10 protein-coding genes are annotated in these 14,251 nt (G+C 72.6%); 6 read left to right on the top strand and 4 right to left on the bottom strand.

The genetic code is table 11. From position 1 onward, the window contains the following. Positions 1-266 precede the first annotated feature (266 nt). Entirely contained in the window at positions 267-2,243 is a 1,977-nt protein-coding gene (gene acs, locus ADL29_RS06535; protein ID WP_053922770.1) for an acetate--CoA ligase, read from the bottom strand. A 146-nt stretch (positions 2,244-2,389) separates the two neighbouring features. Continuing rightward, positions 2,390-4,723: a SulP family inorganic anion transporter gene (locus ADL29_RS06530; RefSeq protein ID WP_053922769.1), complete on the bottom strand. Its 2,334-nt coding sequence runs from the start codon at positions 4,721-4,723 to the stop codon at positions 2,390-2,392. Positions 4,724-5,042: 319 nt separating this feature from the next. On the opposite strand from ADL29_RS06530, the gene ADL29_RS06525 reads away from it, so the two are divergent. Next, positions 5,043-6,350 carry a polysaccharide deacetylase family protein gene (locus tag ADL29_RS06525; protein WP_053922768.1) on the top strand — a complete coding sequence of 436 codons (1,308 nt, stop codon included), beginning with the start codon at positions 5,043-5,045 and terminating at the stop codon, positions 6,348-6,350. Here ADL29_RS06525 and ADL29_RS06520 read toward each other — a convergent pair. Beyond that, positions 6,331-7,317 carry an ATP-binding protein gene (locus ADL29_RS06520; protein WP_053922767.1) on the bottom strand — a complete coding sequence of 329 codons (987 nt, stop codon included), beginning with the start codon at positions 7,315-7,317 and terminating at the stop codon, positions 6,331-6,333. The two genes, ADL29_RS06525 and ADL29_RS06520, sit on opposite strands and share 20 nt — an antisense overlap. Positions 7,318-7,417: 100 nt before the next feature. On the opposite strand from ADL29_RS06520, the gene ADL29_RS06515 reads away from it, so the two are divergent. Continuing rightward, complete coding sequence (locus ADL29_RS06515) at positions 7,418-8,275, top strand: Fic family protein (protein WP_046926816.1); 858 nt, start codon at positions 7,418-7,420, stop codon at positions 8,273-8,275. 515 nt (positions 8,276-8,790) lie between these two features. On the opposite strand, the gene ADL29_RS06510 is transcribed toward ADL29_RS06515, so the two are convergent. After that, positions 8,791-9,672, bottom strand: coding sequence for an HAD family hydrolase (locus ADL29_RS06510; protein ID WP_046926815.1), 882 nt, complete (start codon positions 9,670-9,672; stop codon positions 8,791-8,793). Positions 9,673-10,230: 558 nt separating this feature from the next. Between ADL29_RS06510 and ssd the strand changes: the two genes are divergently transcribed. From ssd to ADL29_RS06490, 4 genes are all read left to right on the top strand, one after another. Further along, positions 10,231-11,406, top strand: coding sequence for a septum site-determining protein Ssd (gene ssd, locus ADL29_RS06505; protein ID WP_053922766.1), 1,176 nt, complete (start codon positions 10,231-10,233; stop codon positions 11,404-11,406). Further along, complete coding sequence (locus tag ADL29_RS06500) at positions 11,403-12,560, top strand: TadA family conjugal transfer-associated ATPase (RefSeq protein ID WP_053922765.1); 1,158 nt, start codon at positions 11,403-11,405, stop codon at positions 12,558-12,560. Before ssd ends, ADL29_RS06500 begins: the two co-directional genes overlap by 4 nt. A 215-nt stretch (positions 12,561-12,775) precedes the next feature. Continuing rightward, the gene (locus ADL29_RS06495; protein ID WP_342671141.1) at positions 12,776-13,441 is read left to right on the top strand and encodes a type II secretion system F family protein; all 666 of its coding nucleotides are present in this window, start codon (positions 12,776-12,778) and stop codon (positions 13,439-13,441) included. Beyond that, the gene (locus ADL29_RS06490) at positions 13,441-14,238 is read left to right on the top strand and encodes a type II secretion system F family protein (RefSeq protein WP_053922812.1); all 798 of its coding nucleotides are present in this window, start codon (positions 13,441-13,443) and stop codon (positions 14,236-14,238) included. Before ADL29_RS06495 ends, ADL29_RS06490 begins: the two co-directional genes overlap by 1 nt. The last annotated feature ends 13 nt before the right edge of the window (positions 14,239-14,251 follow it).

The raw sequence follows: 14,251 nt of genomic DNA, 5'->3' as shown, positions 1-14,251 counted from the left end.
GGAACGGCGGGGCTTCGTCGCGCTCACGGGGTGACCTCCGGTCAATTCGGCAGCTGTGTACGGCTGTTGCAGTTGCCGACCAGACTTCCCGGCGCACCCTGAGTTTCTTGGCGTGTCATTAACGCACTTCCTACTTTACCGGGCGAGTGCGAGGAGCTATTCGGTGGCCATCACTTTACGGGCATATCGGGCGCGAGGCCGCCGGAGTGCGACGGAGGGGGCACCCGGCCGTGACGGCCCGGTGCCCCCTCCGTGAGCGGTCCCGCTCAGTCCTCGCTGGCCGCGCTCGGCAGCTTCGCCTGGATCAGGTCCATGACCGAGGAGTCGGTGAGCGTGGTGACGTCACCGAGGTCGCGGTTCTCGGCCACATCGCGCAGCAGCCGCCGCATGATCTTGCCGGAACGGGTCTTGGGCAGCTCCGCGACCGGCAGGATCCGCTTCGGCTTGGCGATCGGGCCGAGCTGCTGGGAGACATGTGCGCGCAGCTCGTCGACCAGGCCTTCGTCCTCCGCCGCGCCGCCGCGCAGGATGACGAAGGCGCAGATGGCCTGGGTCGTCTGCGGGTCGGTGGCGCCGACGACCGCCGCCTCGGCCACCTTCGGGTGCGAGACCAGCGCCGACTCCACCTCGGTGGTGGAGATGTTGTGCCCGGAGACGAGCATGACGTCATCCACCCGGCCCAGCAGCCAGATGTCGCCGTCCTCGTCCTTCTTGGCGCCGTCGCCCGCGAAGTACTTGCCCGCGAAACGGGACCAGTACGTGTCCAGATAGCGCTGGTCGTCGCCCCAGATGGTGCGCAGCATCGACGGCCACGGCTCGGTGAGGACCAGATAGCCGCCGGCGCCGTCGGGGACCTCGTTGGCGTCGTCGTCCACCACGGTCGCCGAGATGCCGGGCAGCGGCAGCTGCGCCGACCCGGGCTTGGTCTCCGTGACGCCCGGCAGCGGGCTGAGCATCATCGCGCCGGTCTCGGTCTGCCACCAGGTGTCGACGATCGGCGTGGCATCCGCCCCGATGTGCTTGCGGTACCAGATCCACGCCTCGGGGTTGATCGGCTCACCGACCGAGCCGAGCACCCGCAGCGAGGACAGATCGAACTTCGCCGGGATGTCGTCGCCCCACTTCATGCAGGCGCGGATCGCGGTCGGCGCGGTGTAGAGGATCGTCACGCCGTACTTCTGCACGATCTCCCACCAGCGGCCCTGGTGAGGAGTGTCGGGGGTGCCCTCGTAGAGCACCTCCGTCGCGCCGTTGGAGAGCGGGCCGTAGGTGATGTACGAGTGGCCGGTCACCCAGCCGACGTCGGCGGTGCACCAGTAGACGTCGGTCTCCGGCTTGAGGTCGAAGACCGCGTGGTGGGTGTACGACACCTGGGTGAGGTAGCCGCCGGTGGTGTGCAGGATGCCCTTGGGCTTACCCGTCGTCCCGGAGGTGTAGAGGATGAACAGCGGATGCTCGGCGTCGAACGCCTCGGGCGTGTGCCGCTCGCTCTGCCGCTCGACGATCTCGTGCCACCACACGTCGCGGCCGTCCTTCCAGGTCCCTCCCGCCTCGTCGAGGGACTGGCCGGTGCGGCGGACGACGAGGACGCTGCGGACGTTGTCCGTGCCGGGCCTGGTGAGCGCCTCGTCCACGGCCGGCTTGAGCGCGCTCGGCTTGCCGCGCCGGTAGCCGCCGTCCGCGGTGATGACGACCCGGGCGTCGGCGTCCTCGATGCGCGTCGCCAGCGCGTCCGCGGAGAAGCCGCCGAAGACGACCGAATGCGGGGCGCCCAGGCGGGCGCAGGCCAGCATGGCGATGACCGTCTCCGGGATCATCGGCATGTAGATGGCCACCCGGTCGCCGGTCGTCACGCCCAGCTCGATCAGGGCGTTGGCGGCCTTGGAGACCTCGCGCTGGAGCTCGGCGTAGGTGATCGCGCGGGTGTCGCCGGGCTCGCCCTCGAAGTGGATCGCGACCCGGTCGCCCAGGCCGTTCTCCACATGGCGGTCGACGCAGTTGTAGGCGACATTGAGCTTGCCGTCGGCGAACCACTTCGCGAAGGGCGGGTTGGACCAGTCGAGCGTTTCGCTCGGCTCGACCGCCCAGGTGAGGCGTTTGGCCTGCTCGGCCCAGAAGCCCAGCCGGTCCGCCGCGGCCTGCTCGTACGCGGCGGCCGTGATGTTGGCACTCGCGGCCAGATCGGCGGGCGGCGCGAACCGCCGCTCCTCCTTGAGCAGGTTGGCCAGGCTTTCGTTGCTCACAACTTCTCCCATTCCCAGGGCGTCCGATGTGTCCCGCTCATAGCTCATCAGCCCGCGCCCGGCCATGACAAGGGCTGTGGACAATTATTGGTGTAGACCTGTCAAGACCTGGTCCGCCGCAGGGCCGTTCGGCGGCCCGGCGCAGGTCAGACCCGGGCCGGCGCCGGCTCGCCGCGGACCGCCGAGAAGTGCCCGCCGGCCTCGTCGAGCACATACGCCTGAGCGTCGCCGACATGGAAGTACATGCCGTGCAGCACGAGCGTGCCCTCCGCCACCCGGCGGGCCACACACGGGTGCGCCCGCAGGTGGTCGAGCTGCTGCAGGACGTTGACGAGCGCCAGCCGCTCCTGGTCGTCGGCCACCGGCCGGTTGCTGAGGGCGACTTCGCCCCTGCCCAGCCGTCCGATGCGCGCCATGCGGGCCAGGCTCGGGCGGCCGTGCCGCAGCCACCGGGCGAGCGGCGTCGGCTCGGCCTCGTCCGGTGCGGCGGAGGCCAGCAGTGCCCCCATCGCCCCGCACCCCGAATGCCCGCACACCGTGATCGAACCGACCCGCAGCACCTCCACGGCGTACTCGATCGCCGCCGCCACCGAGTCGCAGGAGGCCTCCGAACCGGGCGGCGGCATCAGGTTGCCGACATTGCGCACGGTGAACAGATCGCCCGGACCGCTGGACGTGATCATGCTCGTGACCAGCCGGGAGTCGGCGCAGGTCAGGAACAGCTGGGTGGGCCGCTGCCCCTCGCGCGCCAGACGGGCCAGCTCCTCGCGCACCAGCGGGGCGGTATGCCGCTGGAACGCGCTGACGCCGCCCAGCAGTTGGCTGCCGCTGCTCTGTGCCACGGGCTCGCCCGCCGGGCCGGGCCGGGTGCAGTGGTGGTTGCGCCAGGGTGTCCAGGGACGGCAGGAGTGCGCGCTGGCCGGCTCGGCGATCGGGCGGCCCGAGCGGCCTCCCAGGGTGACCCAGCCACCGTGCGCACGATGCCCCGCGGACCAGGACCGCAGCGCCTCGTAGGCGGCATGGTCCATGAACGAACCGCACAGCTCGATGACGACATTGGCGCGGTCCGGCACCAGGGCCAGCGCCCGGGTCAGCCGCGGCACCGCCAGAAACGTCAACTGCCCGCTGACCCGCACCCGGTGGCAGTCCTCCTCCTCGGTCACGGTGACCCGGGTGTGCGTCAGTCTCCTCAGTGCAAGAAACACCGAGACTGCGATTCCGGTTGCCACGCCCTGCAGCACACCGAGCACCACGACCGCGCCCAAGGTGGCGGCGTACACCGGGAATTCGCGGTGCCGCTGCACATGGCGGATGTGCGCGAAGCTCACCATCCGTACGCCGACGACCATCACCAGGGCGGCGAGCGCGGCCAGTGGGATCAGCTCCAGCGTCCCGGCCAGCAGGCCCGCGCAGAGCAGCACCCAGACGCCGTGCAGCACGGTGGCCCGACGGGTCGCCGCCCCCGCCTTCACATTCGCCGAGCCGCGCATCGCGCCACCGGAGACCGGCATGCCGCCCAGCAGCCCGGAGACGACGTTGGCGACGCCCTGCCCGGCCAGCTCGCGGTCGAGGTGGGCCCGGCCCCCGGGGGCGGCGGGCCGCTCGGCTGCCAGGCGGTCGACCGCCACCGCCGACAGCAGCGACTCCACGCCGGCCACCAGGGTGACGGTCAGCACCGCTGCGGCGACGGCCGGCCAGGAGGCGTCGGGCAGCTCGGGCAGCTCGGGCAGCCGCCAGGACGGCAGATCGACCCGCGGCAGCGCCGTCCCGGTGCTGACGGCCGTCGCGGCGAGGACGGCGGCCAGCGGGGGCGGGACGCTGCGCGCCCAGCGCCCGCCGCGCCCCGGCAGCCGCTTCCAGCCGGCCAGTACGGCGACGGTGACGGCGCCGACCAGCAGCGCCGCGGCGTGCGGATGCTCCAGCTGGCGGGGCAGTGCGGCGGCGTTGGCGAGCGCCGAGCTGTCGGGGCTGCCGCCGAGCACCACATGGAGCTGGCCGACGGCGATCGTGACGCCGATTCCGGCGAGCATGCCGTGCACGATCGCCGGGCTGATGGCCAGCGCCGCGCGGGCCACCCGCAGTGCCCCGAGGGCGAGTTGGGCGAGCCCGGCCAGGACGGTGATGGCGCAGGTGGCGCGCCAGCCGTACCGCTGGACGAGGTCGGCGGTGACCACGAGGAGGCCGGTGGCCGCGCCGCTGACCTGGAGCGGTGCGCCGCCGAGCAGACCGGCGACGATGCCGCCGACGGCCGCGGCGACCAGCCCGGCCTGCGGTGGGGCGCCGGTGGCGAGGGCGATGCCGAGCGAGAGCGGGACGGCGAGCAGGAAGACGACGACCGAGGCGGGGAGGTCCCGCCGGAAGGCCCGGCCGGCTCCCTCGGCGCGCGGCTCGGGCACGGAGTCCGTACGGACCTCGGGCGGGATTTCGGCGGGGTGCGGGGCGCGCGGCTTCGGCGGTGGCGACTTCTCGATCTGCGACATTCCCGTCTCCTCCGGGGCGACGCGGTCGCGCGGGGCGCGATCGTGGGCGGCGGTGTACTGCGGCGGGACGCGAGCCGGCCGGACGGGCCGTGCGTGGGGTGGCGGTCCGGTGACTCTCAAGCATCGGTAAATGGATCGTAATGACGTGTAAAGGGAGAGAGAAGCTTTTTCGGGCATACAGGGCCGTCGTTCCATCTATCGGGTGATTCTTATGACTATTGGGCTCTCTTTTCCCTCTGTTTCTCCGTGTTCCTTCACTTACGGGTAGTCCTTCTGATTGATCACTCGGGATCACTCGGGGGCAGGCGAAGGAGGCTCGATGGCAGCACCGACGAAGCTCACGGCGTCGATAGCCGCGGCGGTGGCGCTGGCCGCGATAGCCGGCGGCTGCGGCGGGCCCTCGCGCGGCGGCCCGCCGCAGCACACCAGGAGGGGACGGCCCGTGCCGCAGGCCCCCGCCCGGACGGTCCGGCTGATCGGCGACGGCTCGACCGCGTACACCGGCGAACAGCCCCTTCAGCCCACACCCCTGCGCCTCGAGCCGGGCAAACGGCCCCCGCAGTTCGTGGTGTTCTCCTGGGACGGCGCGGGCGAGGACAGCAGGAAACTCTTCTCGCGCTTCCGGGCGGTCGGCAGGAAATACCAGGCGACCATGACGTTCTTCCTCAGCGGCGTCTACCTGCTCCCGGAGGACAAACGGGACTTGTACGCCCCGCCCCGGCACACCCCCGGCACCTCGGCGATCGGCTTCAACGACGTCCGGGGGACCAGGGACACCGTGGCGCAGCTGCGCGGCGCCTGGCAGGAGGGTCACGAGATAGGCACGCACTTCAACGGCCACTTCTGCGGCCCCCGGGGCGTCGGCGTCTGGACGCCGGGCGAATGGGTCAGCGAGATCGAGCAGGCCGAGGACTTCGTCACCCACTGGAAGACCAACTCGGGCCTGATATCCGAGCCGCCACTGCCGTTCGACTACTCCCGGGAACTCGTCGGCGGGCGGGCACCGTGCCTGGAGGGGCAGCACAATCTGATACCCGCCGCCAAGGAGATGGGCTTCCGCTACGACGCCAGCTCCTCCGGCGGACGGCAGACCTGGCCGCACCGGACCGACGGCATCTGGGACTTCCCGCTGCAGCAGATTCCGCTGCCCGGCCGGGCCTTCGAGGCCCTCGCGATGGACTACAACTTCCTCGCCAACCAGTCGGGCACCACCCACGGCAACCGCGCGATGCACGCCACCTGGGGCAGGCAGATGCTCGACGGCATCATGGCGGGCTTCGAGCGCGCCTATCGCGGCAACCGCGCCCCGCTGTTCATCGGCGACCACTTCGAGTCCTGGAACGGCGGCACCTACATGACGGCCGTCGAGCAGGCCATCAAGGCCATCTGCCCCAGGAGGGGCGTACGGTGCGTCAGCTTCAAGCAGCTGGCCGACTGGCTGGACGCACAGCAGCCCGAGGTGCTGGCCAGACTGCAGGAACTCTCGGTGGGCGAGTCCCCGCAGGGCGGCTGGGCGTCGTATCTCGCCGGGGACACCGGCGGCGCCCCCTACGGACCGGCGGGCAGGCCGGCCGCACCGGTGCTGCCCGCCGGGGCGGATGCGCGGATCAGGCCGGCTGCGGAGTAGCCGCTTCCTCCAGCAGGACGAAGGCGGGGTCGACCTGGGCGGCAAGGTCGGCGCCCGTCTTGGCGTTGCCCCAGCTCTCCGCGTTCTTGAGGTGGAAGTGCACCATCTGGCGGGTGTAGCGCTCCCAGTCGCGGCGCTCGTACGAGGCGTCCGCGGCGCCGTGCAGCACCTCGAGGGCGCCACGGTTGGCCTCCTCCAGCTGCGCGAAGGGGGCCTGGCGGCCCTTCTCCATGGCGCGCACCCAGTCGGAGTGCCCGACGGTCACCAGCAGGTCGTCGCCCGCCTCGGAGCGCAGAAACGCCAGGTCGTCCGGGCTCTGCACCTTGTTGCCCACCACCTTGAGGGGGACGCCGAAGTCCCGGGCGTACTCCTTGTACTGGCGGTAGACGGCAATGCCCTTACGGGTCGGCTCGGCCACCAGGAAGGTCATGTCGAAACGGGTGAACATCCCGGAGGCGAAGGAGTCCGAACCGGCCGTCATGTCGACGACGACATACTCCTCGCGCCCGTCCACCAGGTGGTTGAGGCACAGCTCGACCGCGCCGACCTTGGAGTGGTAGCAGGCCACGCCCAGATCGGACTCGGTGAACGGGCCGGTCGCCATCAGCCGTACGGAGCCGTCGTCCAGCGGTACGGTCCGGGCGCAGGCGTCGTAGACGGGATTGTCCTCACGGACCCGCAGCAGGCGGGAGCCCTCACCGGGCGGGGTGGTCTTGATCATGGTCTCGGCGGAGCGGAGCCGGGGGTTGCTGCCGCGCAAGTAGTCCTTGATCAACGGGAGATGGGCGCCCATCGCGGGGAGCGCGGCGGCCGCCTGCTCGTCCAGGCCGAGGGCGGCGCCCAGGTGCTGGTTGATATCGGCGTCCACCGCGACCACGGGGACGCGGGCCGCGGCGAGATGCCGGATGAACAGGGAGGACAGCGTGGTCTTGCCGCTGCCGCCCTTGCCTACGAAAGCGATCTTCATGTTCACCAAAGTAATCGGCGGATCACACCGGGTGAGGGCTTTACGTGAAGAAGACCACTCCTTCGAGGGGTGTGGCCTGGTGATGCGTAGGGTCGTACCCATGGCTGCACACTCCCGGGGCCCGGCCCCCGCCCCCTCGACCCCGAGTGCCGACCCGCTCGCCGCCCTGGCGTCGCTCCCGGGGGTCGCCGATGCCGTGGACTCCGTACGCAAGGGCGTCGACCGGGTCTACGGGCACCGGATCATGCGACGCCGCAGCAATGAGGTCAGCTCCGAGGCGGCGCTGCGCGGAGCGCGCGGTTCCGCGGCGCTCGCGGGGGCCGACTGGGCGCTCGAAGAGGTCCGGCGGCGCTCCGACTTCGGTGTGGAGGGCGAGCCGCGGACGGTCGGCGCGGCGCTGCGGCTGACCGCCGAGGCCGGACAGCTGCTGAGCGTGTGGCGGCAGTCGCCGCTGCGGGTGCTGGCGCGGCTGCATCTGGTGGCGGCCGGCGGTGGGGCGGCGGACGAGACGGTGGGCCGGCCGCGACTGGCGGGCGAGCCGGTGGACGAGCCGCTCGTCGGGCTGCCGCTGCCGGACGCCGACGAGGTGGCGGGGCGTCTGGACGGCCTGTCGCGGCTGCTGCTGGCCGGCACCGAGGCCCCGGCCCTGGTGACGGCCGCGGTGGTGCACGGCGAGCTGCTGGCGCTGCGGCCCTTCGGCTCGTACAACGGGCTGGTCGCGCGGGCCGCCGAGCGGATCGTGCTGGTCGGCAGCGGGCTGGACCCGAAGTCGATCTGTCCGGCCGAGGTCGGGCACGCCGAACTGGGGCGAGCGGCCTATACGGCCGCCCTGGAGGGCTACGCCTCGGGCACCCCGGAGGGCGTCGCGGCGTGGATCGCGCACTGCGGGCGCGCGGTGGACCTGGGGGCGCGGGAGAGCACCGCGGTCTGCGAGGCGCTGCAGCGCGGTGCGGCGTAAGCGGTAGCGGGGCAGCGGGCGCAAGCGGAATCGTCGATATTCGTCGGCCCGGCGGTATAAGCAGCGTTAAGGGCGCTCGTCCTAAAGGGCGGCGCCCTTAACTGGCCTTTAACCACACTCAACGCACGGGCTCTGCGCAGGAGCTCAACGCGGAGGCTTAACACGGGGGATAACGCAAGGGCCGAGCGGAGTGGCTCAACGCAATTGCCCTGAAAAGGGGTTGCGGCGGTACCTGTACTGCTCTGGTACCGCCGCTGGCATGTCCGTCGCGTGACCATGCGTGCACGATATTTTGCCCATCAGGTCGGAAACTTTGTCCGTTACCTGGTGCGGCTGGCCCCTAATCGAGGGGTCGGCGTCGCGTGGGTGCCCGACATTCATGCATCGGTCCGTGGGGCCTTGCTGCGTTTCTAGGTAGTCCTCTCGGATGTCCTTGGTCTCGCGGGCCGTTAAGTCCTTTGTACTACTGATGCGGGGCAAGCGGAACCCCAGGCAGCAGATATTTACGTTTGGCTTCAAATGCGGGCAATGCGGGCGAGGCGTTCCGCCGCCGTCCGGCGCCGGCTCGCGTACCAGACCAGGCCCGCGGTGGCGGCCGCCGCGCCCACCGCCGCGACCGCGGCGAGGACCGGCCGCGGGGGCAGCGAGAGTGCCGGCAGCCGCTGCTTGAGCGGCACCGGACGGTTGAACATGAGCACCGGCCAGCCGCGCGCCACCGCCTCGCGGCGCAGCGCCCGGTCCGGATTGACCGCGAAGGCGTGCCCGACCGCCTCCAGCATCGGGATGTCGGTCACCGAATCGCTGTAGGCGTAGCAGCGCTCCAGGTCGTAGCCCTCGGACGCGGCGAGCTCCCGGACCGCCTGCGCCTTGGTGGGGCCGTATGCGTAGTACTCCACCTCGCCGGTGAAGCGGCCGTCCTCGCCGACCACCATCCTGGTGGCCACCACCCGGTCGGCGCCCAGGAGTTCGCCGATCGGCTCGACGACCTCGGCCCCGGAGGTGGAGACGATGACGACGTCCCGCCCGGCGGCATGGTGCTCCTCGATGAGCGAGGCCGCCTCGTCGTAAATGATCGGATCGATCAGCTGGTGCAGCGTTTCGGCGACGATCTCCCGCACCTGGGCCACATCCCAGCCGCGGCAGAGCGAGGAGAGATATTCGCGCATCCGCTCCATCTGGTCGTGATCGGCGCCGCCGGCGAGGAACACGAACTGGGCATATGCGGTACGCAGGACGGCACGTCGATTGATCAGGCCGCCTTGGTAGAACGACTTGCTGAAGGTCAGCGTGCTCGACTTTGCAATGACGGTCTTGTCCAAGTCGAAGAACGCGGCAGTACGGGGCGTCGAGTGAGGCACGGAGTGGTTTTCCACGGGGTGAGCATAGGGGCCAACCATTCGGCGTAAGGTGTGGCGCGTGGGTTTGCCTGAGAAGGCTCTCGGGTACACCATGGAAGTCACGGATCGTTCGCGACCGTGCTAACCCGGTCCGGCTCCTCCCCCCCCGAGTCGGCCGTGGGGACGACCCCCGCTCTCCCCCCCGGCGGGGGTCGTCGCATGTCCGGGCGCCTTTTGCGCCGCCGGGCCCGGATGGGGCCCTTCCCCTTCGCTTGCGCCACGGCCCCTGCCGACGGCTGCCGTTCGTGACTGTCCGTAGTTGACGCGCTGCTCTGTGAAAGCCTCTCCACGGGTTCCTGTACTTCTTGCGCTCTCCTTACGTTGTTCTTGCGTTTCCCCTTGCGATCTCCTTGTCGGTCGTCGTCCCGCTCTGCACCCCGGAAGTAGTCGTCCGGGTCGCTGGAATAGGTGACGGGGATATTCACAGGCGGGGAGTTGTCCACAGATTTGGGCCAAGATCCACGGGATTTTCCCGATCGCTGCACCGTGAAAGTCCGCGAGTTCACGGACGTGTGAGTTCGCGTATGGACGAGTTCTGTAGCGACAGGGGGACGGAACGTGGCGGGATCCAGGACGGCCGGCCGGTCGGGCCGGAGCGAGGACGGGCGGGGCGGGCCGCTGATCCTCACCGAGGACGAACGGCTTCTCGATGATCTTCTGCGGCTGTGTGCGGCGGCCGGTGTGCTGCCCGAGGTGGGACACGGCCCGCCGGCCCGTGGCGGGGCCTGGGAGGCGGCGCCGCTGGTGATCGTCGGGGCGGACTGCGCGGCCCGGCTGCGCGGTGCCGGGCGCCGGGAGGGCGTGGTCCTCGCCGGGCGCGACGCCGATGATCCCGCGCTCCTGCACCGGGCCGTGGCCATCGGGGCGGAACGGGTGCTGGCCCTTCCCGACGGCGAGCGCTGGCTGGTCGACCGGATCGCCGACGCCGCCGAGGGGGCCGGGCCGCCGGCCCTCACGGTCGGCGTCATCGGCGGCCGCGGCGGGGCCGGCGCGAGCACCCTGGCCTGCGCCCTCGCCGTCACGGCGGCCCGTACGGGAGCGCGCACGATGCTGGTGGACGGCGACCCCCTGGGCGGCGGGCTCGATGTCCTGCTGGGCGGGGAGAAGGAGCGGGGCCTGCGCTGGCCCGCCTTCTCGGAATCGCGCGGCCGGGTCGCCGGCGGCGCCCTGGCGGAGTCGCTGCCGCTGCTGCACTCCCTGCGGGTGCTCAGCTGGGACCGGGGCGGCGAGGTCGCCATTCCACCGCCTGCGATGCGGTCGGTGCTGGCGGCCGCGCGCCGACGGGGCGGTGTCGTGGTGGCGGATCTGCCCCGCAGGGTCGACGAGACGGTGACGGAGGCGCTGGCCCAGGTGGATGTGGGCCTGCTGGTCGTCCCCGCGGAGCTGCGCGCGATCGCGGCGGCGCGGCGGGTGGCGGTCGGCGTACGGGCGGTGCTCGGCGATCTGCGGACGGTGGCGCGCGGTGTCCCCGGGCCGGATCCCGGCCTGCCGCCGGATGAGATCGCCCGCCTGCTGGAGCTTCCTCCGGCCGGTGAACTTGCCTGGGAGGCGGGCCTGTTGGGGGATCTGTCCCGGGGTGTGCCGCCGGGGGTGAATCCGCGGGGGCCGCTGGCGCGGTTCTGTACGGGCTTCTGGGAGCGGGTGCCGGTGCCGTCGGAGCCGTCACCCCGGCGGCCCCGCCCGTCCGGCGGCCGGCCGGACTTCACGGCCGTCCGGGGCGGTGTGCGCGCATGACCGGCCAGGACCTGCTGGACGGGGTGCGCAGGCGGCTGGCCGAGGCCGGGGCGGAGCCGACACCGGCCCGGGTCGCGGTGGCGCTGCGCGCGGAGGGGCGGCTCCTGGGGGACGCCGAAGTGCTGGGTGTGGTGGCCGCGTTGCGGTCCGAGATGGTGGGCAGCGGGCCGCTGGAGCCGCTGCTGGCCGCGCCGGAGGTGACGGACGTGCTGGTCACCGCGCCCGACGAGGTGTGGGTGGACCGGGGCGGCGGGCTGGAGCGTACGGGGGTGCGCTTCCGGGACGCGGCGGAGGTGCGCCGGCTCGCGCAGCGGCTGGCGGCGGTGGCCGGGCGCCGTCTCGACGACGCCCGCCCCTGGGTCGACGCCCGCCTTCCGGACGGCACCCGGCTGCATGCCGTGCTGCCCCCGGTGGCGGTCGCCGGGCCCTGTCTGTCCCTGCGGGTGCTGCGCCCCCGAGCCTTCACCCTCGCGGACCTGGTGGCGGCCGGGACGGTGCCACCGGGCGGCGACCGGCTGCTCACGGCGCTGCTGGCCGCCCGGCTGTCGTTCCTGATCTCCGGGGGGACGGGCTCGGGCAAGACGACGCTGCTCAGCACCCTGCTGGGACTGGTCGGCCCGGCCGAGCGGCTCGTCCTGGCCGAGGACTCGGCGGAGCTGCGGCCGGACCATCCCCATGTGGTGCGGCTGGAGACCCGCCCCGCCAACCAGGAGGGCATCGGGCGGGTGACGCTGCGGGACCTCGTCCGGCAGGCGCTGCGCATGAGGCCGGACAGGCTGGTGGTCGGCGAGGTGCGCGGCGCCGAGGTCACCGATCTGCTGGCGGCCCTGAACACGGGGCATGAGGGCGGCTCCGGCACGGTGCATGCCAATGCCGCGTGCGACGTCCCCGCGCGCCTGGAGGCCCTCGGTTCGACGGCCGGGCTGGACCGGGCCGCCCTGCACAGCCAGCTGGCGGCCGCGCTCTCGGTCGTCCTCCATCTCGTACGCGACCGCTCCGGCCGTCGGCGGATCGCCGAGATCCATGTCCTGGAGCGGGACCGCGACGGCTTCGTGGTGACCGTACCGGCGGCGCTCTGGGCCCCGGACGGCTTCCAGGAGGCCCGTGGCTGGGGGCGGTTGACGGAGCTCTGCGAGCGAGGCGACGAGCGGTGAGGTGGGCCTTGGGGCTGGCTGCGGCGGCGGTGCTCTGCGCGGGTGCGGCGGGGTGGTCGGCCGGTGGCGGACGGGACGTCAGGGGGCGGCGGCGGGCTCGGGAGCTGCTCGGGGGCGAGCCGGGGAAAGCGGTGTGGTGGTCCCGGTGGCTCGGCTGGTGGCGCGCCGGGTGCCGGGGCCGTGGGCGTATCGGGCCGGAGGCCTGGTGTCTCCCGGTGGGGCTCGTGATCGGTGTGCTGGGCGGGTCCCTGGTGCCCGTGCTCGTCTCGCCGGCCGCCGGGTTCGTCGTCCGCCGGTGGCTGGCGGCCCGGAGCGCGGAGCGCGAACGGGACCGGCGTACCGCGGAGGTGATCGGGCTGTGCACGGCCGTGGCCGGTGAGCTGCGGGCCGGCCGGCAGCCGGACCGCGCGCTGCTCGCCACCGGGGTGCCGGGCCTCGGGGAAGAGGGGGCGGCGGTGGTTGCGGCCGCGCGCTACGGAGGTGATGTGCCCCGGGCGCTGCGTACGGCGGCGCGTCTCCCCGGGGCCGAGGGGCTGACGGGGGTGGCCGCCTGCTGGCAGGTCGCGGTGCAGGGCGGCGCCGGGCTCGCCTCCGGACTGGAGCGGATTGCGGACGGCCTCCGGGCCCGGCGCGATCAACGGGAGGAATTGCGCGCCCAGTTGGCGGGCCCGCGGGCCACGGCGCTGATGCTCGCGCTGCTGCCGGTGGCCGGGCTCGTGATGGGTGGCGCGCTGGGTGCCGACCCGCTGCGGGTGCTGCTGCACACCCCGGCCGGATGGGGCTGCCTGGCGGTCGGCGGACTGCTGGAGTGGGGCGGGATGGCCTGGACGGCGCGGATCGTCGCGGATGCGGGCGACGAAGAGAAGAAAGGGGGTGCGTGATGAGCGCGGAAGTTGTCCACAGGGTGGGGATGGCGGTTTCGGCCGCGATGGCGGCGGTGTATGCGGTCTCGTTGTTACGGGAGGCGCGCCGTGGCCGGGCGGTACGGAAGCGGGCGCGGGAGCTGGCGGCCCCCGGGAGGCCGGCGGGACGCGCTGACGGGGATCGTGCAAAGGGTGGCGGACGGCTGCGGCATCGGCTGAAGGAGGGGCTGGGGCCGCTGGGAGTGGCCTGTTTCGTGATCATTCTGGTCGACGGAGCGGCCGGTGTCATCGCGGGGCCGGCCCTGGGCTACGGCGCTCACCTCTGGCTCGCCCGGCAGCGGGCCGCGCACGAGGGGCGACTGGCGGAGGCCCGGGTGCGCGCCGAACTTGCCCCGGCCGCCGACCTGTTGGCCGCCACCCTCGCCTCCGGGGCCGGGCCGCGGGAGGCGGCCGAGGCGGTGGGGCGGTCGCTGGACGGGACGGTCGCCGAGCGTTTGCGCCAGGTGGCGGCCGAGCTCCGGCTGGGCGGCGAACCGGCCGTCGTGTGGCCGCGGTTGGCGGCCCTCCCCGGGGCCGGCGGGCTGGCGCGCTGTATGGAGCGCGCCGGGATATCGGGGGTGCCGGCCGTCGAGCCGGTGGCGCGGATCGCGGCGGAGCTCCGTGCGGAGCACGGCCGGGCCGCGGCCGCCAGGGCCCGGCGGGCGGGGGTGCTGGTCACCCTGCCGCTGTCGGCGTGCTTTCTGCCGGCGTTCCTGACGCTCGGGGTGGCGCCGGTGCTGATCGGCCTGGCGGGCGGCCTGCTGGGCCGTCATTGAAATGGACAAGTCG

Source organism: Streptomyces chattanoogensis (genome assembly GCF_001294335.1).
Lineage (GTDB): Bacteria > Actinomycetota > Actinomycetes > Streptomycetales > Streptomycetaceae > Streptomyces > Streptomyces chattanoogensis.
Note: the sequence above shows the minus strand (reverse complement) of the source record. Positions and strands in the feature narration are given on the sequence as shown.